Origin of the sequence: Paraburkholderia aromaticivorans (assembly GCF_002278075.1) — a bacterium.
Lineage (GTDB): Bacteria > Pseudomonadota > Gammaproteobacteria > Burkholderiales > Burkholderiaceae > Paraburkholderia > Paraburkholderia aromaticivorans.
Map to the genome: position 1 here is coordinate 3,573,692 of NZ_CP022989.1, position 22,143 is coordinate 3,595,834.

At 64.4% G+C, this 22,143-nt stretch carries 20 protein-coding genes; 12 read left to right on the forward strand and 8 right to left on the reverse strand.

Annotated elements, in window-relative coordinates; translation table 11 throughout:
• Positions 1-68: 68 nt before the first annotated feature.
• The 6 genes from CJU94_RS16115 to CJU94_RS16140 form a co-directional block, all read right to left on the reverse strand.
• Entirely contained in the window at positions 69-545 is a 477-nt protein-coding gene (locus CJU94_RS16115; protein ID WP_095419541.1) for a molybdenum cofactor biosynthesis protein MoaE, read from the reverse strand.
• 33 nt (positions 546-578) lie between these two features.
• Positions 579-836, reverse strand: coding sequence for a molybdopterin converting factor subunit 1 (gene moaD, locus CJU94_RS16120; protein ID WP_095419542.1), 258 nt, complete (start codon positions 834-836; stop codon positions 579-581).
• Between the two features lie 26 nt (positions 837-862).
• On the reverse strand, positions 863-2,110 hold the full coding sequence (locus CJU94_RS16125; protein ID WP_095419543.1) for a molybdopterin molybdotransferase MoeA: 1,248 nt from the start codon (positions 2,108-2,110) through the stop codon (positions 863-865).
• Between the two features lie 236 nt (positions 2,111-2,346).
• Positions 2,347-3,798, reverse strand: coding sequence for a threonine synthase (thrC, locus tag CJU94_RS16130; protein ID WP_095419544.1), 1,452 nt, complete (start codon positions 3,796-3,798; stop codon positions 2,347-2,349).
• Between the two features lie 8 nt (positions 3,799-3,806).
• A complete protein-coding gene (locus CJU94_RS16135; RefSeq protein WP_095419545.1) occupies positions 3,807-5,138 on the reverse strand; it encodes a homoserine dehydrogenase in 1,332 nt (443 codons plus the stop codon).
• A 116-nt stretch (positions 5,139-5,254) separates the two neighbouring features.
• Positions 5,255-6,505 (reverse strand): pyridoxal phosphate-dependent aminotransferase, encoded by a 1,251-nt coding sequence (locus CJU94_RS16140; protein ID WP_095419546.1) that lies wholly within the window; start codon positions 6,503-6,505, stop codon positions 5,255-5,257.
• A 517-nt stretch (positions 6,506-7,022) separates the two neighbouring features.
• Here CJU94_RS16140 and CJU94_RS16145 point away from each other — a divergent pair.
• The 12 genes from CJU94_RS16145 to CJU94_RS16205 all read left to right on the forward strand — a co-directional run bounded on the left by CJU94_RS16145 (position 7,023) and on the right by CJU94_RS16205 (position 20,428).
• Positions 7,023-7,397 carry an Mth938-like domain-containing protein gene (locus CJU94_RS16145; RefSeq protein ID WP_095419547.1) on the forward strand — a complete coding sequence of 125 codons (375 nt, stop codon included), beginning with the start codon at positions 7,023-7,025 and terminating at the stop codon, positions 7,395-7,397.
• A 405-nt stretch (positions 7,398-7,802) separates the two neighbouring features.
• The gene (locus CJU94_RS16150; protein ID WP_095420395.1) at positions 7,803-9,536 is read left to right on the forward strand and encodes an ArnT family glycosyltransferase; all 1,734 of its coding nucleotides are present in this window, start codon (positions 7,803-7,805) and stop codon (positions 9,534-9,536) included.
• Positions 9,537-9,561: 25 nt separating this feature from the next.
• Positions 9,562-9,933 (forward strand): SMR family transporter, encoded by a 372-nt coding sequence (locus CJU94_RS16155; protein WP_095419548.1) that lies wholly within the window; start codon positions 9,562-9,564, stop codon positions 9,931-9,933.
• A gap of 244 nt (positions 9,934-10,177) precedes the next feature.
• Complete coding sequence (locus CJU94_RS16160; RefSeq protein WP_095419549.1) at positions 10,178-11,329, forward strand: DegT/DnrJ/EryC1/StrS family aminotransferase; 1,152 nt, start codon at positions 10,178-10,180, stop codon at positions 11,327-11,329.
• 6 nt (positions 11,330-11,335) lie between these two features.
• Complete coding sequence (locus CJU94_RS16165; protein ID WP_095419550.1) at positions 11,336-12,379, forward strand: glycosyltransferase; 1,044 nt, start codon at positions 11,336-11,338, stop codon at positions 12,377-12,379.
• Positions 12,376-13,311 carry a formyltransferase gene (locus CJU94_RS16170; RefSeq protein WP_095419551.1) on the forward strand — a complete coding sequence of 312 codons (936 nt, stop codon included), beginning with the start codon at positions 12,376-12,378 and terminating at the stop codon, positions 13,309-13,311. The genes CJU94_RS16165 and CJU94_RS16170 overlap by 4 nt, the downstream gene beginning before the upstream one ends.
• On the forward strand, positions 13,308-14,354 hold the full coding sequence (locus CJU94_RS16175; RefSeq protein WP_095419552.1) for a bifunctional UDP-4-keto-pentose/UDP-xylose synthase: 1,047 nt from the start codon (positions 13,308-13,310) through the stop codon (positions 14,352-14,354). The genes CJU94_RS16170 and CJU94_RS16175 overlap by 4 nt, the downstream gene beginning before the upstream one ends.
• A 10-nt stretch (positions 14,355-14,364) precedes the next feature.
• Entirely contained in the window at positions 14,365-15,258 is an 894-nt protein-coding gene (locus CJU94_RS16180) for a polysaccharide deacetylase family protein (protein WP_095419553.1), read from the forward strand.
• 138 nt (positions 15,259-15,396) lie between these two features.
• Positions 15,397-15,858 carry a peroxiredoxin gene (locus tag CJU94_RS16185; protein ID WP_095419554.1) on the forward strand — a complete coding sequence of 154 codons (462 nt, stop codon included), beginning with the start codon at positions 15,397-15,399 and terminating at the stop codon, positions 15,856-15,858.
• 357 nt (positions 15,859-16,215) lie between these two features.
• The gene (locus CJU94_RS16195) at positions 16,216-18,072 is read left to right on the forward strand and encodes a PhoH family protein (protein ID WP_095419555.1); all 1,857 of its coding nucleotides are present in this window, start codon (positions 16,216-16,218) and stop codon (positions 18,070-18,072) included.
• A gap of 205 nt (positions 18,073-18,277) precedes the next feature.
• Positions 18,278-19,504, forward strand: a complete 1,227-nt coding sequence (locus tag CJU94_RS16200; protein ID WP_095419556.1) for an NlpC/P60 family protein — start codon at positions 18,278-18,280, stop codon at positions 19,502-19,504.
• Between the two features lie 117 nt (positions 19,505-19,621).
• Complete coding sequence (locus CJU94_RS16205) at positions 19,622-20,428, forward strand: SDR family NAD(P)-dependent oxidoreductase (RefSeq protein ID WP_095419557.1); 807 nt, start codon at positions 19,622-19,624, stop codon at positions 20,426-20,428.
• A 72-nt stretch (positions 20,429-20,500) separates the two neighbouring features.
• Here CJU94_RS16205 and CJU94_RS16210 read toward each other — a convergent pair whose 3' ends face one another.
• On the reverse strand, positions 20,501-21,511 hold the full coding sequence (locus CJU94_RS16210; protein WP_095419558.1) for an inorganic phosphate transporter: 1,011 nt from the start codon (positions 21,509-21,511) through the stop codon (positions 20,501-20,503).
• Positions 21,511-22,137 carry a DUF47 domain-containing protein gene (locus tag CJU94_RS16215; RefSeq protein WP_091794570.1) on the reverse strand — a complete coding sequence of 209 codons (627 nt, stop codon included), beginning with the start codon at positions 22,135-22,137 and terminating at the stop codon, positions 21,511-21,513. The genes CJU94_RS16210 and CJU94_RS16215 overlap by 1 nt, the downstream gene beginning before the upstream one ends.
• Positions 22,138-22,143 lie beyond the last annotated feature (6 nt).

The window sequence follows — 22,143 nt, forward strand, 5'->3', positions numbered from 1 at the left end:
GAACTTCCGAGAACGGCGTCAAGGGGTTCACTGGTTCGAGAATCCCGCGCCCGAACCCGGACCCGCTCCTACTCCGCCGCCCGATTGCCCGATTCGATACCCCAGCGGGCGAGCGCCGCGTCGTCGGTGACACGGGCATCGACCCAGCGTTCGCCGGCCTCGGTCTTCTCTTTCTTCCAGAACGGCGCCTGGGTCTTCAGATAGTCCATCACGAATTCGCACGACGCGAAAGCGTCGCCGCGATGCGCGGCCGTCGTCGCGACCAGCACGATCTGGTCGAGCGGGTACAGCTTGCCGACCCGGTGCACGATCAACACCTCGATGCCCGGCCAGCGTTCGCGCGCGTCGACGATGATCGCCTCCAGCGACTTCTCCGTCATGCCGGGATAATGTTCGAGCTCCATCGTCTCGACCGTGCTGCCGTCGTTCAGATCGCGCACGGTGCCGACAAAGCAGGCAACCGCGCCGATCTTCGGATTGCGCGCGCGCAACCCGGCGACCTCGGCGGTGAGGTCGAAATCTTCCGTCTGGACGCGAACGGGCATCTGGGGCTCCTGGGCGGTTAGCGGCGTGGCGGCTTAGCCACCGGTGACGGGCGGAAAGAACGCGACTTCGCAGCCCTCGGTGACGCGAGTGCCGGCGCCCGTCATCACGTGGTTGCAAGCCATGCGCAGCGCGCGGCCCTCGGCGAGGGTCTCGGCCCAGACGCCGCCGCGCACGCGCAGCCACGCGCGCACGTCGCCGACAGTCGCAATGCCGTCGGGCAGATCGACGGTTTCGTCGGCCAGATCGAGCGCTTCTCGCACGCTAGCAAAATATCGGAGTTGGATCTTCATCGGGATGCCGCCGGCGCTTACCGGCCTCAGTTCAGCAATTCGGAAAAAGGAATGAAGCGCACGGTCTCGCCCGCGCTGATCGCGTGATTCGGCGGATTGTCGATCAGGCCGTCGCCCCACACGGTCGAAGTCAGCACAGCCGAGCTCTGGTTCGCAAACAGGTCGAGCCCGCCGGCCGGGTTGATACGCGCACGCAGGAATTCGTTGCGGCGGTCGGCCTTGCTCTGCGTGAAATCCGCGCGCAGCGATAATGTGCGCGGCGCGACCGCCTGCACGCCGGCCAGACTCAGAATGAACGGCCGCACGAACAGCAGGAAGGTCGCGAAACTGGACACCGGATTGCCCGGCAGGCCGATAAAGAAGGTTTCAGCCGATGCCGAATCCGGTGCCGCCGCAGCCCCGTCGCGTTGCGCTCCACGGCGCACCGCGCCGAAGGCGAGCGGCTTGCCCGGCTTCATCGCGATCTGCCACATCGCCAGACGCCCCTCCGCTTCCACAGCCGGCTTCACATGATCCTCCTCGCCCACCGACACGCCGCCGCAGGTCAGGATCAGGTCATGTGCCTCGGCGGCTTCGCGCAACGTCGCGCGGGTCGCGTCGAGCTTGTCGGCGACGATGCCGTAGTCGGTGACTTCACAGCCGAGTTTTTCCAGCAAGCCACGCAGCGTGAAACGGTTCGAGTTGTAGATCGCGCCAGGCTTGAGCGGCTCGCCCGGCATGGTCAGCTCGTCGCCGGTGAAGAAGACGGCGACCTTGACGCGCCGCCGCACTTCGAGCCGCGCGTAGCCCACCGAGGCGGCGAGCCCCAAAGCTTGTGGCGTGAGCCGCGTGCCCGCCGGAAGGATCACCGAGCCGCTGCGGATATCCGCGCCTTGCGCCGTGATCCATTCGCCCGGTTGCGGGCTGTGCAGAAGCGTGACCTCCGCGCCGGCCACCTCGGCTTGCTCCTGCATCACGATCGCGTCGGCGCCGGACGGCACAGTAGCGCCGGTGAAGATGCGCGCCGCCGTGCCGGGCGTCAGCGGCTCCGGCGCATGACCGGCCGGAATGCGTTGCGAGACCGGCAAGCGGATAGCGCCCTGAGCCGTCAGATCGGCCGTGCGGACCGCGTAGCCGTCCATTGCACTGGTGTTCATCGGCGGGACGTCGAGCGGTGAAGTGACGTCGGCCGCGAGAACACGGTTCAGCGCTTCCAGCGTGGGGATCGATTCTGTGCCGGCAATCGGGCTCGCTGCGCTGAGCAGAGTCGCCAGGGCTTCGGCGGTGGCTAGCATCGGCGCGCGGGGCGTGGGTGTGGACATCTCTGGTCTCGAAGCCGCAGGTTAAAAGAATATTGTAGCGGTCGAAGCAGGAAGCCTGGGCTGCGTGGCGTGATGAGGGGATTTCTGGAGTGTGGGCGCTTGCCGCGAGTCTCGCGGCAAGCGCCTCTTACATGGCGCGCGAGGCGCGCGGCGGACAGGCTGCGTGAGCCGTGGAGTCCCTCGCGCGTTACGGCAACGGCGAATGAGACTTACGCGCCGACGTTCGCCACGATAAAGTCCTTCACGCGCTGCACGTCCGCCGGCAACACCTCGAAGCGCTGCGGCAGCGATTCGAGGCCCGCGAACGCCGCCGGCCGCTCCGGTTCGCGCAGGAGCGCCTCGCGGATCGTTTCGCCGAACTTGATCGGTTGCGCCGTCTCCAGCACGATCATCGGAATACCCGGTTGCAAATGTTCGCGCGCGACCTTCAGGCCGTCGGCCGTATGGGTGTCGATCATCGTGTCGTAGCGCTCGAACACGTCGCGGATCGTCTCCACGCGGGATTCGTGGCTGCTGCGGCCCGATACGAAACCGAATTGCTGCACGCGCGCGAAGTCGCCGCTCGCGGCGAGGTCGAAACCGCCCTTCTCCTCGACGTCGCGGAACAGTTGCAGCACGCGCGCCGGGTCGCGGCCGAGCAGATCGAATACGAAACGCTCGAAGTTGGAAGCCTTCGAAATGTCCATGCTCGGGCTGCTGGTGTGATACGTCTCGGCCGCCTTGCGCACGCGGTAAATACCCGTGCGGAAAAACTCGTCGAGCACGTCGTTCTCGTTCGTCGCCACCACCAGCTTCTCGATCGGCAACCCCATCATGCGCGCGATATGGCCCGCGCACACATTGCCGAAGTTGCCCGACGGCACCGTGAACGACACGCGCTCGTCGTTCGACCTGGTGGCCGCGAAGTAGCCCTTGAAGTAGTACACGACCTGCGCGACGACGCGCGCCCAGTTGATCGAGTTGACCGTGCCGATCTTGTACTTCGCCTTGAACGCGTGATCGTTCGAGACCGCTTTGACGATGTCCTGCGCGTCGTCGAACACACCTTCCACCGCGATGTTGAAGATGTTCGGATCCTGCAGGCTGTACATCTGCGCGGTCTGGAACGCGCTCATCTTCCTGTGCGGCGACAGCATGAACACGCTGATGCCCTTCTTGCCGCGCATCGCGTATTCCGCGGCGCTGCCGGTGTCGCCGGAGGTCGCGCCGAGAATGTTGAGCGTCTGACCGTGTCTGTCCAGCGCGTATTCGAACAGGTTGCCGATCAGCTGCATCGCCATGTCCTTGAACGCGAGCGTCGGCCCGTTCGACAGTTCCAGCAGCGACAGCGGCGCGCCGTTCTCCACGCCCAGCGTCTTCAGCGGCGTGATCTGCGCGGCGCTTTCGTCGTCGCGCACGTTGCAGTAGGTGGCCGCGGTGTAGGTCTTGCGCGTGATGGCTCGCAGATCTTCGGCGGGAATGTCGTCGACGAATTTGGACAGGATCTCGAAGGCGAGGTCCGCGTACGGCAGGGTGCGCCAGCGCGTCAGTTCGTCAGCGGTGACGCGCGGATACTCGACGGGCAGATACAGGCCGCCGTCTTTGGCGAGACCGCCGAGCAGGATGTCAGCAAAGGTGTGGTGCTCGCCGGCGCCGGCGCCGCGGGTGGACAGGTAGTTCATAGTTCGGCCTAGTTCAGCGCTTCCATGCGCAGCTTCGTGACTTGCGAGACAACGGTCTTCAGCGCTTCGATCGTCTTGATCGCGGCGTTGACGTGCTTTTCGACCGTTTCGTGCGTAATCAGGATGATGTCGGTTTCGCCCTTGCCGTTCGCGTCGACCTGCTCCGATTCCTTCTGCAGCAGCGCGTCGATCGAAATGCCGGTGTCGGCCAGAATGCGGGTGATGTCGGCCAGCACGCCGGTCACGTCCGCCACCCGCAAGCGCAGGTAGTAGCCGCTCGTGACTTCGTCGATCGGCAGGATCGGGGTGCTCGACAGGCTGTCCGGCTGGAACGCCAGATGCGGCACGCGGTGCTCCGGGTCGGCCGTGTGCAGACGCGTCACGTCGACCAGATCGGCCACCACCGCGGAAGCCGTGGGCTCGGCGCCCGCGCCCTTGCCGTAGTACAGCGTGGTGCCGACCGCGTCGCCGTGCACGACGACCGCGTTCATCGCGCCTTCCACGTTCGCCAGCAGGCGTTTTTCGGGAATCAGCGTGGGATGCACGCGCAACTCGATGCCTTTATCCGTGCGGCGCGTGATGCCGAGCAGCTTGATGCGGTAGCCGAGTTCCTCGGCGTATTTGATGTCGATCGCCGCGAGCTTGCTGATGCCTTCGACGTAAGCCTTGTCGAACTGCACCGGCACGCCGAACGCGATCGCGCTCATGATGGTCGCCTTGTGCGCGGCGTCCACGCCTTCGATGTCGAAGGTCGGGTCGGCCTCGGCATAACCGAGTTCCTGCGCGGCTTTGAGCGCGGTCGCGAAATCGAGCCCGCGGTCGCGCATTTCCGAAAGAATGTAGTTCGTGGTGCCGTTGATAATGCCGGCGATGTACTGGATGCGGTTGGCCGTCAGACCTTCCCGCAGCGCCTTGATGATCGGAATGCCGCCCGCCACCGCCGCCTCGAACGACACCATCACGCCGTTGGCGCGTGCCGCTTCGAAAATCTCCGTGCCGTGCACCGCGAGTAGCGCCTTGTTGGCGGTCACCACGTGCTTGCGGTTCTTGATCGCGCGCAGAACGAGGTCGCGCGCCACGCCCGTGCCGCCGATCATCTCGGCCACGATATCGATCGACGGGTCGTCGACCACCGCATTGAAGTCGTCGGTCAGCGCCACGGTGCCGGCCTCGACGCCGAGCGCCGCGCTCGCTTTGGCGGGATTGCGCACGGCAATGCGCGCAATCTCGATGCCGCGGCCCGCGCGGCGTTTGATTTCTTCCTGATTGCGGCGCAGTACCGTGAAGGTGCCGCTGCCTACCGTGCCGAAGCCCAGCAGTCCAACTTTGATCGGTTCCATGCAGCGTGTGTTTTCGAGTAGATGATTAAAAGTAAACAGGTCTGGCGCGTTCCGGACGGCGCGACGCGGACCCGCATGTCCCGCGAGCCGTGCCCCGCCATGCGCGCTATTGTGCGCTAGGCCGTGTGACGCTTGCGGTAACCGTCGAGGAAGCGCGCGATCCGGTTGATCGAATCCGCGAGGTCGTCCACGTTCGGCAGGAACACGACGCGGAAATGATCCGGCGTTTTCCAGTTGAAGCCGGTGCCCTGCACAAGCAGCACGCGCTCTTCCAGCAACAGGTCGAGGATGAACTGCTGGTCGTCCTTGATCGGATAGATCTTCGGGTCCAGCCGCGGGAACATGTACAGCGCCGCTTCGGGCTTCACGCAACTCACGCCGGGGATCGCCGTCAACATGTCATACGCGAGTTCGCGCTGTTTGTACAGGCGCCCGGTCGGCACGATCAGGTCGTTGATGCTCTGGTAGCCGCCGAGCGCGGTCTGGATCGCGTATTGGCCCGGCACGTTCGGGCACAGGCGCATGGAAGCCAGAATGCCGAGCCCTTCGAAGTAGTCTTTCGCGTGGCGGCGGTTCTCGCCGGCGGTCAGGCCTGAAATGAACATCCAGCCGGCGCGATAACCGCACGACCGGTAGCTCTTCGACAGGCTGTTGAACGTGACCGTGAGCACGTCTTCGGAGAGCGCCGCCATCGACGTGTGCTTCTTGCCGTCGTAGACGATCTTGTCGTAGACCTCGTCGGCGAAGATCACGAGGCCGTGCTGGCGGGCGATCTCGATCAGGCCGAGCAGCAGTTCGTCCGAATACAGCGCGCCGGTCGGGTTGTTCGGGTTGATGACCACGAGCGCGCGCGTATTCGGCGTGATTTTCGCGCGAATGTCGTCGAGGTCGGGCATCCAGCTATTCGATTCGTCGCAGATGTAGTGCACCGGCGTGCCGCCCGACAGGCTCACGCCGGCGGTCCACAGCGGATAGTCCGGCGCGGGCAGCAGCACTTCGTCGCCATCGTTCAGGAGGCCCTGAAGCGCCATCACGATTAGCTCGGACGCGCCGTTGCCGATATAGATGTCGTCCAGCTCGACCCCGTGCACGCCCTTTTGCTGCGTGTAATGCATGATCGCCTTGCGCGCGGCGAACACTCCCTTGGAGTCGGAATAACCCGACGAACCCGGCAGGTTCAGGATCATGTCCTGGATGATTTCGTCCGGCGCGTCGAAGCCGAACGGCGCGAGATTGCCGATGTTCAGCTTGATGATGCGGTGGCCCTCTTCCTCGAGCCGCTTCGCATGTTCGAGGACGGGCCCGCGAATGTCATAGCAGACATTCAACAACTTGTTGGATTTGAGTATCGGTTTCACGGCGGGCACTTCATCCTGGTTGATGACTTGGGCAAACCGGCGCGCGCAAACAATATAGCGGGCGGGCAGGTTCGCCCTATGGGGAATTCGGGCGCGGCACGGCCGGTGACGGCAAGCGGCGACCGGCGGACGCGGATCGGGTCGAATCACGGAGCCCATTCGTCGAGCCGCTGCGCGAGGCCGCTTCGCGAGGCTTTCTCGCGCTGACGAACGCAGACAGAACCGACGAAAAGCGGCGGAAATCGGCCGAAAGCGGGCAAAACCAAGGCGGGTAGCCGGTGGGCCGCACCCTTCGGCTCAGCGCGGCTTGTGGCGGCATATGAGCGAGGGGCGCCGCGAGGCGGCTAAAAAGTTATAATTTAGCGGATTTTGGCCGACTTCCGCAATGCACCAACCGCATCGGCAAGCCTTTTCGGCCGCTTCTGCCCCATTCGCGTGTTCCACTCGCGTCGAATCGCCCCGCCCGGCCCCGCCCGGCCGGGCCGCCAACACGCATGATGTCTCACGACGACTTCGGAAAACCAATTTGAAATTACATCAGGATTCGAGCGGCGCCCTGAACACCGTCACCGGTTACGGCGCCGACTATGTCGAAATCAATCTGGTGCGCCATTCGGGCAGCCTTCTCGTGCTGCCGGACGCGCCGGTCATCCCTTGGCCCGTCTCTTCCTTCGAGCAACTGAGCGCCGAGCACTTTGCGATGCTGGTCGACTCCGCGCCCGAAGTGGTCGTGTTCGGCAGCGGCGAACGGCTGCGCTTTCCGCATCCGCGCCTGACCGCCGCGCTCACGGCGAAGCGCATCGGCGTCGAAACCATGGACTTCAAGGCCGCCTGCCGCACGTACAACATTTTGATGGCCGAGGGCCGCAAGGTCGCGGCCGCGCTGCTGATCGAAGCGTAGCGCGTGCCCGCGAAGCCGCGCTGGAGCGATCGGCCGCGGCCTGTTGCGCGCCGTATCCGGGGCGCTCGCGCCGCCGGACCGACTGCTCGCCCTGGCCGCGTCGCGGCCGATAACGTACACTGCGCGCCATTGAAGGCAGTACCGGCAGTACCGGCGCGACCGCGCGCCTGCGGCGGCGCCCTGTCGGCGCCCTGTTAGCGGCAGGTGAAGCCGCCGCCGTCGGGGCCGGCCGCGGGCGCAGGCGACCGGGACGCCGCGCGGCGAGTCCGACGCACGCGCGCCGCGAAGACGGCAGTCCCGCAACGCGCAAGCCGCCTTGCGGATCGCCGCCTCGCATGGCCGCTTGCCATTTCCGAACAACACCGCTTCGCCGCCCACGCGGCGTCGCCACAAAGGTTGAAATCCATGAACGATACGCCCACAAGGCTACCGCTCAACCGCACCACCGTTCTGCTGCTGGTGCTGGCCCTCGCCGTGATCTGGTTCGTGCCGCTCGGCTGGCGCCACCTGCTGCCGAGCGACGAAGGCCGCTACGCCGAGATGGCGCGCGAGATGTTCGTCACCGGCGACTGGATCACGCCGCGCTACAACGGCTATAAGTATTTCGAAAAGCCGCCGCTGCAAACGTGGGCGAACGCGCTCACGTTCGCGTGGTTCGGCATCGGCGAATGGCAGGCGCGGCTCTACACCGCACTGACGGGCTTCGCCGGCGTGCTGCTGATCGGCTTCACCGGCCAGCGCGTGTTCAACACGGCGACCGGCGTATTCGCGGCGATCGTGCTGGCGACCTCGCCGTACTGGAACCTGATGGGCCACTTCAACACGCTCGACATGGGCCTGTCGTTCTGGATGGAACTGACGTTGTGCGCGCTGCTGCTCGCACAGCGCCCCAACCTGCCGGGCAGCCGCGTGCGCGGCTGGATGTGGGTGTGCTGGGGCTCGATGGCGCTGGCGGTGCTGTCCAAGGGGCTCGTCGGCGTGATCCTGCCGGGCGCCGTGCTCGTGCTCTACACGCTGATCGCGCGCGACTGGGCCGTATGGAAGCGCCTGCATCTGATCGGCGGCCTGATCGTGTTCTTCGCGATCGTCACGCCATGGTTCGTACTGGTGCAGCAGCGCAACCCGGAATTCCTGAATTTCTTCTTCATCGTGCAGCAGTTCAAGCGCTATCTGACGCCTGAGCAGAACCGTCCGGGGCCGTTCTACTACTTCGTGCCGGTGCTGCTGGTGGGCTTCCTGCCATGGCTCTCGGTGACCGTGCAGAGCGTGCGCCACGCGTTGCGCCTGCCGCGCCAGCCGAACGGCTTTGCGCCCGTCACGCTGATGCTGACGTGGACCGTCTTCATCTTCCTGTTTTTCAGCGCGTCGCATTCGAAGCTGCTCTCCTACACGCTGCCCATCGCGCCGCCGATCGCGCTCCTGATCGGCATGTATCTTCCGCTCGTCACGCGCGACCAGTTGCGCCGCCATCTGGCCGGCTACGCGCTCTTTCTCGTGGTGGCCGCGTTCGCCTCGCTGTTCCTGTCGCGCTTCGGCAGCGCCCGCAATCCGGCCGAACTGTATGCCGAGTACCGCACATGGGTGCTGGCGGCGCTCGCCGTCGCCTTCGTGCTGACGCTGGCCGCGCTGTGGCTGAATCGCCGCAGCCGGGCCGGCGGCCTCGGCGCCGTCGCCACCTTCGGCGCGGCGTGGCTGCTGCTCGGCACCATCGCCGGCACGGGCCACGACGTGTTCGGCCGCCTGAGCTCCGGCGCGCCGCTCGCGCCGGCCATCAAGGCGGAGATCGCGAAGCTGCCGGCCGACACGCCGTTCTACTCGGTGGGCGTGCTCGACCACACGCTGCCGTTCTATGTCGACCACACCATGATCATGGTCGAGCACGCGGACGAACTGGCGTTCGGCGTATCCGTCGAACCGCAGAAATGGATTCCGTCGGTCGACGCCTGGATCGAACGCTGGAAGGCCGACCGCTATGCGCTCGCGCTGATCCCGCCGCCCACCTATGACCGACTCCTCAAGGAAGGCCTGCCAATGCAGGTGATCGGCCGCGACTCGCGCCGCGTGGTGGTGGAAAAGCCGCTCGCCGCGTCGGCTGCCGCAGCAGCGGCGTCCGCGCCAGTGGAAAAAGCGCAACCATGACCCCATATCAGGATCTGCCCGTTCGATGAACCCGATTTCCCTCTTTTGCATTCTTACCGGCGTCACGTTGAACGCCGGTGCGCAGTTGCTGCTCAAAGCCGGTACGAATGCCGTTGGACACTTCGAATTCAGCCGTGCGAACATCCTGCCCATTGCCTTTCGCCTGGCAACCCAGCCGCCAATCATCGGCGGGCTGGCCTGCTATGTGATCAGCGTGGCCGTGTGGATCATCGGGCTGTCGCGGGTGGAGGTGTCGATTGCCTATCCGATGCTCTCGCTCGGCTACGTCGTCAACGCGTTCGCGGCGTGGTATCTGTTTGACGAAGTGCTGTCGGTGCAGAAGCTGATCGGCATCGGCATCATCCTGATCGGCGTGCTGGTGTTGGCTCGCACCTAGCGGTCACGGGCCGGCAGCGGTGTGCCGGACAGGATCTATTACAGTTTTTGCCGGCGCCGCCTCGAACACAGGAAGGCAGCAAAAGATACCGCAAGCAGGCGTGCCGGCCGACTAAGGAATACGTAAGCTTGACCACGGTATGCTGCGCGGTTGCGCCCTTTTTTACCTCGGCCCGGGTTGCGCGTAGTGTGTGGTTTAGTCGCGCCCTTCGGGTTGCGCCCCCTTTCAATCGAGCAAAGCATTCATGAGCCAGTCAACAGTCCCGTTTTTGCCCTTTGTCAAACCCGAGATCGATGAGGAAACGATTCAGGGCGTCGCCGACGTGCTGCGCTCCGGCTGGATCACCACCGGCCCGCAGAACCAGAAGTTCGAAGCGGCGCTGTCGGAATTCTGCGGCGGCCGTCCGGTGCGCACGTTCAATTCCGGTACGGCGACGCTGGAAATCGGCCTGCGCATCGCCGGCGTGGGTGCGGGCGACGAGGTCATCACGACGCCGGCTTCGTGGGTCTCGACCAGCAACGTGATCTATGAAGTCGGCGCGACCCCCGTGTTCGCCGACATCGACCCGCTCACCCGCAACATTGATCTCGATCTGCTCGAAAAGGCCATCACGCCGCGCACCAAGGCGCTGATTCCGGTGTATCTGTCGGGCCTGCCGGTCGACATGGACCGTCTGTACGCGATCGCCCGCGCCCACAAGCTGCGCGTGATCGAAGACGCCGCGCAGGCATTCGGCTCGACGTGGAAAGGCGAGCGCATCGGCAAGCTGGGCGACATGGTCTCGTTCAGCTTTCATGCAAACAAGAATCTGACCTCGATCGAAGGCGGCGCGCTGGTGCTGAACAACGAGGAAGAAGCCGTCCTTGCGCAGAAATACCGCCTGCAAGGCATCACGCGCACCGGCTTCGACGGCATGGACTGCGACGTGCTCGGCGGCAAGTACAACCTGACGGACGTCGCCGCGCGCGTCGGCCTCGGCCAGCTGCCGCATCTGGAACGTTTTCTGGCGCAGCGCAAAAAACTCGTGCGCGCGTATTTCGCGGGGTTCGAGGGCGGCGCGGCGACGCAACTGGGAGTCGGCCTGCCGTTTGCTGACTTTGAAAACAGCAACTGGCACATGTTCCAGATCACCCTGCCGCTGGAGAAACTCTCGATCGACCGCGCGGGCTTCATGGGTCAGTTGAAAGAACGCGGCATCGGCTCGGGCGTGCACTACCCGGCGATTCACCTGTTCTCGCTGTACCGGGCGCGCGGCTTCAGGCAAGGCATGTTCCCGCATGCGGAGCGCTTCGGCGCGACCAATGTCACGCTGCCGCTCTTCACGCTGATGAACGAGGGCGACGTGGAGCGCGTGTGCCGCGCGGTCAATGAAATTTGCGAACAATACGGAAAATAAGCGGAAATGATTTATTCGGAACATCGCGCCGTCGTACCGGAAGTGTCGATCATCATCCCGGTGTACAACGAGGAAGCCGGTCTGGCTGCGCTGTTCGCGCGCCTCTATCCCGCGCTCGACGCGCTCGGCACCGGTTATGAAGTGATCTTCATCAACGACGGCAGCCGCGACAAATCCGCCGCCCTGCTCGCCGAGCAGTTCCGCGCGCGTCCCGACACGACCCGCGTGATTCTGCTGAACGGCAACTACGGCCAGCATATGGCGATTCTGGCGGGCTTCGAACAGTCGCGCGGCGAGATCGTCATCACGCTCGACGCCGACCTGCAGAATCCGCCGGAAGAGATCGGCAAGCTGGTCAACAAGATGCGCGAAGGCTACGACTACGTCGGCACGATCCGCCTGCAACGCCAGGACAGCCTGTGGCGCCGCAAGGCCTCGCGCGCGATGAACCGGCTGCGCGAGCGCATCACCCGCATCAAGATGACCGACCAGGGCTGCATGCTGCGCGCGTACAGCCGGCACATCATCGACACGATCAACCGCTGCGGCGAAATCAACACCTTCATTCCGGCGCTCGCGTACACCTTCGCGCAGAATCCGGTGGAAGTCGAGGTCGCGCACGAAGAGCGTTTTGCCGGCGAATCGAAGTACTCGCTGTATTCGCTGATCCGCCTGAACTTCGACCTCGTGACCGGCTTCTCGGTCGTGCCGCTGCAATGGCTGTCGTTCATCGGCGTGATCCTGTCGCTCGGCTCCGCGGCGCTGTTCGTGCTGCTGCTGATTCGCCGCTTCATCATCGGCGCGGAAGTGCAAGGTGTGTTCACGCTGTTCGCCATCACGTTCTTCCTGCTCGGCGTCATCATCTTCGCGCTCGGCCTGCTCGGCGAATATATCGGCCGGATCTATCAGCAGGTGCGCGCACGTCCGCGCTATCTCGTGCAGACCATTCTCGAACAGCGCGACGGCACGACCGTGGCCGAAGCGCCGCGCCAGGCGGTCGTGCAGGCCGTGCAGGCCGCGCCGCTCCTCGATCAAGGCCCCAATCCATGAAGCCGCGCGCCGTCGTATTCGCGTATCACAACGTCGGCGTGCGCTGCCTGCAGGTGCTGCTCGCGCGCGGCGTGGAGGTGGCGCTCGTCGTCACGCACGAAGACAGCCCGACCGAAAACATCTGGTTCGGCAGCGTCGCTTCGGTCGCGGCCGAGCACGGCATTCCGGTGATCACGCCGCACGATCCGAAGAGTCCCGAACTGCGCGCCGCGGTGAGCGCCGCGCGCCCGGACTTCATCTTCTCGTTCTACTACCGCCACATGTTGCCGGTCGACGTGTTGGCGCTCGCCGCACGGGGCGCTTACAACATGCACGGCTCGCTGCTGCCCAAGTACCGCGGCCGCGTGCCGACCAACTGGGCGGTGATTCACGGCGAAACCGAAACCGGCGCGACGCTGCACGAAATGGCCGCCAAGCCGGACGCGGGCGCGATCATCGCGCAAACGCCGGTGCCGATCCTGCCCGACGACACCGCGAGCCAGGTGTTCGACAAGGTCACGGTGGCCGCCGAACAAACGCTGTGGCGCGTGCTGCCGTCCCTGCTGGCGGGTGAAGCGCCGCATCTGCCGAACGATCTCGCGCACGGCAGCTATTATGGCGGGCGCAAGCCGGAAGACGGACGCATCGACTGGACGCAATCGGCGCAGCAGGTCTACAACCTGATTCGCGCGGTCGCGCCACCCTATCCCGGCGCCTTCACGGACATCGGCGAGCAACGTTTCGTCGTGACGCGCGCGCGCCTCGCCGCGCCCGGCGCGCTTCGCTCGGATTTGCCGCCGGGCCTGCACGTAAGCGATAATGGCATTTTCGCGACATGCGGCGACGGCCGCGCGATCGCCATCCACGAATTGCGGCGCCAGCACGACGGCAGCGAGACTGTCGTCACTCCGGCCGAATTTGCCCAGCTCATCCAAACTCCCCGTTACTCATGAAAAAAGTCCTGATTCTGGGTGTGAATGGCTTCATCGGCCATCACCTGTCCAAACGCATTCTCGAAACGACCGATTGGGAAGTCTTCGGCATGGACATGCAGACCGAGCGTCTGGGCGACCTGGTCAATCATGAACGGATGCACTTCTTCGAAGGCGACATCACGATCAACAAGGAGTGGGTCGAATATCACGTCAAGAAGTGCGATGTGATCCTCCCGCTGGTCGCGATCGCCACGCCCGCCACGTACGTCAAGCAGCCGCTGCGCGTGTTCGAACTCGACTTCGAAGCGAACCTGCCGATCGTGCGTTCGGCGGTCAAGTACGGCAAGCACCTCGTGTTTCCGTCGACCTCCGAGGTCTACGGCATGTGCACGGACGAGCAGTTCGATCCGGAAGAATCGCAACTGTCGTACGGCCCGATCAACAAGCCGCGCTGGATCTACGCGTGCTCCAAGCAGTTGATGGACCGCGTGATCTGGGGTTACGGCATGGAAGGCCTGAATTTCACGCTGTTCCGTCCGTTCAACTGGATCGGCCCGGGCCTCGATTCGATCTACACGCCGAAGGAAGGCAGCTCGCGCGTGGTCACGCAGTTCCTCGGCCATATCGTGCGCGGCGAGAACATCAGCCTCGTGGACGGCGGCGCGCAGAAGCGCGCGTTCACGGATATCGACGACGGCATCGGCGCGCTGATGAAGATCATCGAAAACAAGAACGGCGTGGCGACGGGCAAGATCTACAACATCGGCAACCCGACCAACAATTTCTCGGTGCGTGAACTCGCGCACAAGATGCTGACACTCGCCGCCGAATTCCCGGAATACGCGGAAACGGCCAAGCAGGTTCAGCTGGTCGAAACGTCGTCGGGCGCTTACTACGGCGCCGGCTACCAGGACGTGCAGAACCGCGTGCCGAAGATCGACAACACCATGCAGGAACTCGGCTGGGCGCCGAAGTCGACCTTCGACGAAGCGCTGCGCAAGATTTTCGAAGCGTATCGCGGCCACGTCGGCGAAGCGCGCGCGCTCGTCGAACAGCAATAAGGGCCGATCCTTGGCCCGTATCGTTCTGAAGATCGACGTCGACACGCTGCGCGGTACCCGCGAAGGCGTGCCGAATCTCGCGCGCATCTTCGACCGTTTCAAGGCGCGCGCCACTTTCCTGTTCAGCCTCGGGCCCGACCACACCGGTTGGGCGATGCGCCGCGTGCTGCGGCCGGGCTTTCTGCAGAAAGTGTCGCGCACTTCGGTGGTCGAACACTACGGGATCAAGCAGTTGATGTACGGCGTGCTGCTGCCCGGCCCGGACATCGGCGCCAAGGCGTCGGCGGAAATGCGCGCGATCCATGAAGCCGGCTTCGAATGCGGCATTCATACGTGGGATCACGTCTACTGGCAGGACAACGTGCGCTCGAAAGACCGCGCATGGACCACGGCGCAGATGCAGCAAAGCCACGACCGGTTCGTCGAGGTGTTCGGCGGGCCGCCCACCACGCACGGCGCGGCAGGCTGGCAGATGAACGATCATGCATTCGAGCAGATCGACGCGTGGGGCATGCGCTACGCGTCCGACGGACGCGGCCACTCGCCGTATCTGCCGGTGGTCGGCGGGCGAACGCTCAGGCACGTGCAGATGCCCACCACCTTGCCCACGCTCGACGAGGTGCTCGGCGTGGACGGTGTCGAATCGCACAACGTCGCCGCATGGATGTTGAAGCACACGGAAAACAATCCGCACGACCAGGTGTTCACGCTGCACGCGGAGCTCGAAGGACAGAAGCTCGCGCCGATTTTCGAACAGCTTCTGCAAGGCTGGCGCGCGCAAGGCCACACCTTCGCGACCATGGGCGATTATCACGCCACGCTAGACCGCAGCACGCTGCCATCGTACCCTGTTACGTGGGGCGAAATTCCAGGGCGCTCCGGCGAACTGATTGTCCAGCCCTGACTGGTCAACCAGCAGCCGGCCCTGACGTTCCGGCCACCGCGCGAGACCATGCCGCGCGCCGGCCGCCCCTCCCAAAAGTCTCGATGCCAGGCCGCTGCCGCAATCATCCGGCGCCGGCCATAACAACCGGAGAACCTCGTGTCCATCGCAGTCGACCAACCCATCCCCGACTTCACCGCCCCCGCTACCGGTGGCGAGATCACGCTGTCCAAGCTGCGGGGCAAGAAGGTGGTGCTGTATTTTTATCCGAAGGACAACACACCTGGCTGCACGACCGAAGGCCTGCAGTTCCGCGACCTCTATCCAAAGTTCAGGAAGGCCGGCGCGGAGATTCTCGGTGTGTCGCGCGACAGCCTGCGCTCGCATGACAACTTCAAGGCAAAGCTCGAACTGCCCTTCCCGTTGATTTCGGATCCCGAGGAAACGCTGTGCGCGCTCTTCAATGTCATCAAAATGAAGAAAATGTATGGCAAAGAAGTACGGGGAATCGAACGCTCCACGTTCCTCATCGACGCTGAAGGCGTGCTGCGCCAGGAGTGGCGCGGCGTGAAAGTGCCCGGCCACGTCGACGATATTCTGGAGGCTGTACAAGCGCTTTGAGGCGCGTTATATTGGGTTGCAATGAGTGCCTGTACACCCCAAATTTTTCGTCGCTGCGCCAGACTTGACGGTCGTTTCCCGCTTTTTCCGGGTTCCGTCGGAGTCGCGAGGTGCAACGCGAGCACTGTAGGCGAGCCGCTTGCTCCGTACGCCGGGGCGGCGGCTTTTTTAATTGCGCGAGAGCCGTACGTTCTCTCGGCCTCGCGCTTCCGTTAAGGAGCCGATCGAAGACCAGGCGAACCGGCATCTCTAGACCGAATGCGCGCCTCCGGGCGCAAACTGCGTGCGCACTCATTGGCACCGGCAGAATGCGACAGGCGGCGCACGATATGCGACCCGATTAATTCGAGGGAAACCATGCCTTTGCCTACCCCCCCCAGCAAGCTCGGCAATCTCCTGCCGCCTGACGAATACAAGGCCAAAGCCGCCAGTCCGGCGCGCTCCGCCGCGAAGAAACAGGCGGCAGTTGGGGAACCCGCAGAGTCGGCCGACTACGGCCGCGCGAATGTCGCCACGCCGATGGCGCACGCCGCCAACGCCGCGACCACTTTGCGGCCTGTGCCGACATCGCCGGCGGCGCCGGCTGCGTCCGCAGCCGCGGACCAAGCCGCTCCCGCCCGCAGCCGCAAATCGAAGCAAACGGCCGCATTGTTGCAACCGGTTCCCGCTGCCCGTCCGCAAGCCGAGCCGGCTGCGCCCGCGCAGCCCGTCGTCGCGCGCGCGCCGAGCGCGAAGCAGGCTGAGGCGAGCACACCCGCAGCCGCCGTGCCGGGCACGCGCGGCACCGGCCGCAAACGCGGCGCGGCGGCCGAGCCGGTCGAAGTCCAGAAGCTCTTCGTGCTCGACACGAATGTGCTGATGCACGATCCGAGCTGCCTGTTCCGTTTCGAGGAACACGACGTCTATCTGCCGATGATGACGTTGGAAGAACTCGACAACCACAAGAAGGGCATGTCGGAAGTCGCGCGCAACGCCCGCCAGGTGAGCCGCACGCTGGACGCGCTGGTGGCGAACGCCGGCAACATGTCCGACGGCATTTCGCTCGCGCGACTGGGCAGCCGCGAGGCTTCCGGGCGCCTGTACTTCCAGACCAAACTGACCGCCATCGAGCCGGTGGAAGGTCTGCCGGAAGGCAAGGCCGATAACCAGATCCTCGGCGTGGTGCGCGCGTTGCAGCGCGACCGGATGGATCGCCAGGTCGTGCTGGTGTCGAAAGACATCAACATGCGCATCAAGGCGCATGCGCTCGGCCTGCCGGCCGAAGACTACTTCAACGACCAGGTGCTCGAAGACAGCGATCTGCTGTATTCCGGCATCCGCGCGCTGCCGCAGGATTTCTGGACCAAGCACGCGAAGGGCATGGAGAGCTGGCAGGACACCAAGACCGGTACGACCTACTACCGCGTCACTGGTCCGCTGTGCGCCTCGATGCTGGTCAACGAGTTCGTCTATCTGGAGCCGCAAAACGGCGAGCCGGCGTTTCACGCGCTGGTGCGAGAACTGAACGGCAAGACGGCGCTGCTGCAAACCTTGCGCGATTACGGCCACCACAAGAACAACGTGTGGGGCATCACGGCGCGCAATCGCGAGCAGAACTTCGCGCTGAACCTGCTGATGAATCCGGAAATCGACTTCGTCACGCTGCTCGGTCAGGCCGGTACCGGCAAGACGCTGGTCGCGCTCGCCGCCGGGCTCGCGCAAGTGCTGGACGACAAGCGCTACAACGAGATCATCGTGACGCGCGCAACGGTGCCGGTCGGTGAAGACATCGGCTTCCTGCCGGGCACGGAAGAGGAAAAAATGCAGCCGTGGATGGGTGCGTTCGACGACAACCTCGAAGTCCTGCAGAAGACCGACGACGCAGCCGGCGAGTGGGGCCGCGCCGCGACTCAGGAGCTGATCCGCTCGCGCCTGAAGGTCAAGAGCATGAACTTCATGCGTGGGCGTACGTTCGTGGACAAGTATCTGATCATCGACGAAGCGCAAAACCTCACGCCGAAGCAGATGAAAACGCTGGTTACGCGCGCGGGTCCGGGCACCAAGATCATCTGTCTGGGCAACATTGCGCAGATCGATACGCCCTACCTGACGGAAGGCAGTTCGGGGCTCACGTACGTGGTCGATCGCTTCAAGGGCTGGGCGCACAGCGGGCATGTGACGCTGGCGCGCGGCGAGCGTTCTCGCCTTGCCGACTACGCGTCGGAAATTCTCTAAGTTTCAGCGGGTTAGCTTCTACCCGAAGCCGCGTCCGGAGCATTCCGGACGCGGCTTTTTTGTTCGCTCTGCGTTCCCGATGGGCAACACTTAGCGCACGAACTTCATGTAATTTGTTAAGAATTCTTGCCGGAGCGAGGTTTCAACGGCTACCATCCCGACATCGTCCGCCGTTAAACGAGCGCTTACCGCTCTCTTCGTCTTCATGCGCCGACTCGCCTTTTCGCTGCTGACCGTGCTGCTGCTCGCCGCCTGTGCCGGCGCGCCGCAAAAAACGTCGTCGCGCGGCTCGGGCAGTTCGGTCGTCGTGACCAATGGCGCTTATCATGCGCCGCCGCCCGGCTTCCCCAATTTTGTCGATCACAGCATCGGCCGGGAGGAAATCTCGATTCAGGCAATGAGTCTCGTCGGCATTCCGTACCGCTGGGGCGGCAATACACCGGATAGCGGCTTTGATTGCAGCGGATTGGTTCGCTATGTGGTCTCGCGCGCGGCATCGGTGAATCTGCCGCGCACGACGGCGGACATGAGCGGGCGCGGCGAGTCGATCGAACCGGACGAGATCGCGCCGGGTGATCTGATTTTCTTCAACACGACAGGACGCCCGCATTCGCACGTCGGCATTTACGTGGGCAAACTGCGCTTTGTCAATGCGCCGTCGACCGGCGGCACGGTGCGTCTCGACTATCTGACCAACCCGTATTGGGCCAAGCGTTTCGATGGCATACGCCGCGTTGCCTCGCCGGCTGCGACACCCGCACCATTCGATACGCCGAGCTATCAGGCAGCGGCGCCGCAGCCTGAGCAGGTCGCGCCGGTGACGCAGACGGCAGCGGCGGTCTATGCGGGTGCGCCGGCGACCGTTGCGCCGACGCCGACGAAGGCGGCGGCGCAGCCGCCGGTCTATGCCGCGGGCGCGCTGCAATCTCAATCGCCGCCGCAGCAAACGGCCCGCGTTGCCGCCGCGCCGCGCATGCCGTTGAACGCGCAAGCGCAATCGGTCAGCGCCACGGCTGCGACAGCGGCAACGGCACAAGCTGATCCGTTCGAACCACCGCCGCCCGGAATGAGCGCAGCGCAGATGCAGGCGCGCGCGGCAGGCGCAGTGTCGCCGACACCGGTTCCGGCCGCTCAACAAGCCAGTGCATCGTATAACGCGGGTGTCGGCTCGCTGACCCAGCCACAGCCGACGGCTTTACGCACGGCTCCCCAAACGAGCGCCCGCGTGCCCGATCCCATCGACGCCGCAGCCGACGCGTTCGAGCCGCCGCCGCCCGCTTCCATCGCCGCGCGCCAGGCGCGCGAGGCGCAGCAAGCCGATGAGAACGGCGGCGTGCAGATCATGCGGGCGTCCACCGCCTCGCGCGGCGTGCCCGCTCCCACACAAACCAACGACGACCCGATCGCCCGCTTCGCCAACGGCAACTTCTGACGCCCCATAGCCGGCCGGCGCCATCCGCATCACCCGACGCGCCACCGACCCGCGCATCACACCCATTCCGCCGATCTGCTATCGTCATCGATATTCTTCCGACAGCGGGTGACGACGATGGATCTTGGACTCAAAGACAAGGTGGTGTTGATCACGGGCGGCAGCAAGGGAATCGGCCTTGCCTGCGCCCGCGCGTTCGCGCTCGAGGGCGCGAAAGTCGCGATCGTATCGCGCGACCCCGCCAACCTCGCGCGCGCCTTCGAGCAGTTGAAACAGGAAGGCCTGCACGTGCACCGGACCCGCGCCGATCTGCACGAACCGCACAGCGCCGCCGATATCGTCGAAGAAGTGAGCACCGCGGTCGGCCCGATCGACGTGCTGATCAACAGCGCCGGCGCCGCGCGCCGCTACGATCCGGAATCGCTCGATGCCGACGCGTTCCGCGCCACCATGGAAGCGAAATACTTCCCCTATATCTATCCCCAGCAGGAAGTGCTGCGCCGCATGGCGGAGCGCGCGAAATCCGGCAGCGGCGGCGTACCCGGCACGATCGTCAATATCATCGGCATGGGCGGCAAGGTCGCGAGCGATATCCATATTGCCGGCGGCGCCGCGAATGCCGCGCTGATGCTTGCCACCGTCGGCCTCGCCCACTATTACGCACGCTACGGCATCCGCATCAATGCGATCAATCCGGGGGCGACGCTGACCGAGCGTGTCGAGGAAGCGGTGAAGCTGGAGGCAACGCAGCAAGGCATCGGCAGCGCGGAAGCGCTCGCGCGCGGGCAGGCCAAAGTGCCGCTCGGACGCTTTGCCAACCCGGAGGAAATCGCCGATGTCGCGCTGTTTCTGGCGAGCCGCCGCGCGAGCTATGTGACGGGCGCGATCGTCCCGATGGATGGAGGCAGCGCGCCGCTGATCTAGCCGCCGCGCTGCGCATCTGACAGTGCGTTCGTGCGGCAGACAGCGCTGCCGCACGGGGGCGCCGCCGCGCGCTTACAGAAAGCGGTGGCCGAGCCACCAGGCAGCCCCGGCGAGCGCCGCGGAAGCCGGGATCGTCAGAATCCACGCCCAAACGATGTTGCCGGCCACGCCCCAACGCACCGCGCTCAGCTTTTGCGTTGCGCCGACGCCGACGATCGCGCCAGTAATCGTATGCGTGGTGGATACCGGAATGCCGAGCCACGAGGCGGTAAACAGCGTGATCGCGCCGCCCGACTCCGCGCAAAAACCGCCGACCGGCTTGAGCTTGGTGATCTTCTGACCCATCGTGCGGACGATGCGCCAGCCGCCGAACAGCGTGCCGACGCCCATGGAGAGATAACAGCCGCCGATCACCCACAACGGCGGCGCATCCGCTATCGACGACGCATAACCTGTCGCGATCAGCAGCATCCAGATGATGCCGATGGTTTTCTGCGCGTCGTTGCCGCCGTGGCCGAGGCTATACAACCCGGCGGACACCAGTTGCAGCCGCCGGAAACGCCGGTCGACCTTGCTCGGCGGCGTGCGGAAATAGATCCACGACACCGCCAGCATGAAGAACGAGCCGAGCACGAAGCCGAGCAGCGGCGAAATGAAGATGAAGGCTACCGTCTTCATCAGGCCGTCGACATTGAGCGAACCCCAGCCCGACTTGGCGAGCGCCGCGCCCACGAGGCCGCCGATCAGCGCATGCGACGAGCTCGACGGAATGCCGTAGTGCCAGGTGATGATGTTCCAGCCGATCGCGCCGACCAGCGCGCCGAAAATCACGTAATGGTCGACGATGTTCGGATCGATCGTGCCCTTGCCGACAGTCGCCGCCACTTTCAGATGGAACACGAAATACGCGATGACATTGAACGCCGCCGCGAAAGCGACGGCCTGCTGCGGCTTCAGCACGCCGGTCGAGACGACCGTGGCGATCGAATTCGCCGCGTCGTGAAAGCCGTTCATGAAGTCGAAAATCAGCGCGACGGCGACCAGGCCGGCGACGACCCAGATTGCGAGTTGTATCGATTGCATTATGCGTTTTCCAGCACGATGCCTTCGATGATGTTCGCTACATCTTCACACTTGTCCGTGATCGTTTCGAGCAACTCGTAGATCGCTTTCAGCTTGATCAGCGTCTTAACGTTGTCTTCTTCGCGGAACAGTTTGGACATGGCCGCGCGCAGCACGCGGTCGGCTTCCGATTCGAGACGGTCGATTTCCTCGCAGGCTTTCAGAATCTGGCTTGCCTGCTTCATGTCGGACAGCAGGCTGACGGCGAATTGCACGCGCTCGGAGGTCGCCGTGCAGATGTGGGCCAGCTGGCTCGCCTCGGAAGTCACGGCCTGCACGTCGTACAGCGAAATAGCGGTGGCGACGTCCTCCATCAGGTCGAGGATGTCGTCCATCGTGGTGATCAGCTTGTGGATCTCGTCACGGTCGAGCGGCGTGATGAACGTCTTGTGCAGCAGGTCGATGGTTTCGTGCGTGAGCTTGTCAGCAGCCTTCTCGGCTTTCTGCACGTTTTGCTTATGGGTCTCGGCGTCCTGCAGGTTGTCGATCAGCAGCTCGAGTTCACGGCTTGCCGAGACGATGCACGTTGCGTGCGCATTGAAAATTTCAAAGAACTTGCCCTCGGTGGGCATGAATCGACCGAACATTGGGAT

Excerpts from the sequence above, each read along its gene's own strand:
- CJU94_RS16115 (WP_095419541.1), bottom strand. The coding sequence starts at position 545 with ATGCCCGTTCGCGTCCAGACGGAAGATTTCGACCTCACCGCCGAGGTC.
- moaD (WP_095419542.1), bottom strand. The coding sequence starts at position 836 with ATGAAGATCCAACTCCGATATTTTGCTAGCGTGCGAGAAGCGCTCGAT.
- CJU94_RS16125 (WP_095419543.1), bottom strand. The coding sequence starts at position 2,110 with ATGCTAGCCACCGCCGAAGCCCTGGCGACTCTGCTCAGCGCAGCGAGC.
- thrC (WP_095419544.1), bottom strand. The coding sequence starts at position 3,798 with ATGAACTACCTGTCCACCCGCGGCGCCGGCGCCGGCGAGCACCACACC.
- CJU94_RS16135 (WP_095419545.1), bottom strand. The coding sequence starts at position 5,138 with ATGGAACCGATCAAAGTTGGACTGCTGGGCTTCGGCACGGTAGGCAGC.
- CJU94_RS16150 (WP_095420395.1), top strand. The coding sequence starts at position 7,803 with ATGAACGATACGCCCACAAGGCTACCGCTCAACCGCACCACCGTTCTG.
- CJU94_RS16155 (WP_095419548.1), top strand. The coding sequence starts at position 9,562 with ATGAACCCGATTTCCCTCTTTTGCATTCTTACCGGCGTCACGTTGAAC.
- CJU94_RS16160 (WP_095419549.1), top strand. The coding sequence starts at position 10,178 with ATGAGCCAGTCAACAGTCCCGTTTTTGCCCTTTGTCAAACCCGAGATC.
- CJU94_RS16165 (WP_095419550.1), top strand. The coding sequence starts at position 11,336 with ATGATTTATTCGGAACATCGCGCCGTCGTACCGGAAGTGTCGATCATC.
- CJU94_RS16170 (WP_095419551.1), top strand. The coding sequence starts at position 12,376 with ATGAAGCCGCGCGCCGTCGTATTCGCGTATCACAACGTCGGCGTGCGC.
- CJU94_RS16175 (WP_095419552.1), top strand. The coding sequence starts at position 13,308 with ATGAAAAAAGTCCTGATTCTGGGTGTGAATGGCTTCATCGGCCATCAC.
- CJU94_RS16195 (WP_095419555.1), top strand. The coding sequence starts at position 16,216 with ATGCCTTTGCCTACCCCCCCCAGCAAGCTCGGCAATCTCCTGCCGCCT.
- CJU94_RS16200 (WP_095419556.1), top strand. The coding sequence starts at position 18,278 with ATGCGCCGACTCGCCTTTTCGCTGCTGACCGTGCTGCTGCTCGCCGCC.
- CJU94_RS16205 (WP_095419557.1), top strand. The coding sequence starts at position 19,622 with ATGGATCTTGGACTCAAAGACAAGGTGGTGTTGATCACGGGCGGCAGC.
- CJU94_RS16210 (WP_095419558.1), bottom strand. The coding sequence starts at position 21,511 with ATGCAATCGATACAACTCGCAATCTGGGTCGTCGCCGGCCTGGTCGCC.
- CJU94_RS16215 (WP_091794570.1), bottom strand. The coding sequence starts at position 22,137 with ATGTTCGGTCGATTCATGCCCACCGAGGGCAAGTTCTTTGAAATTTTC.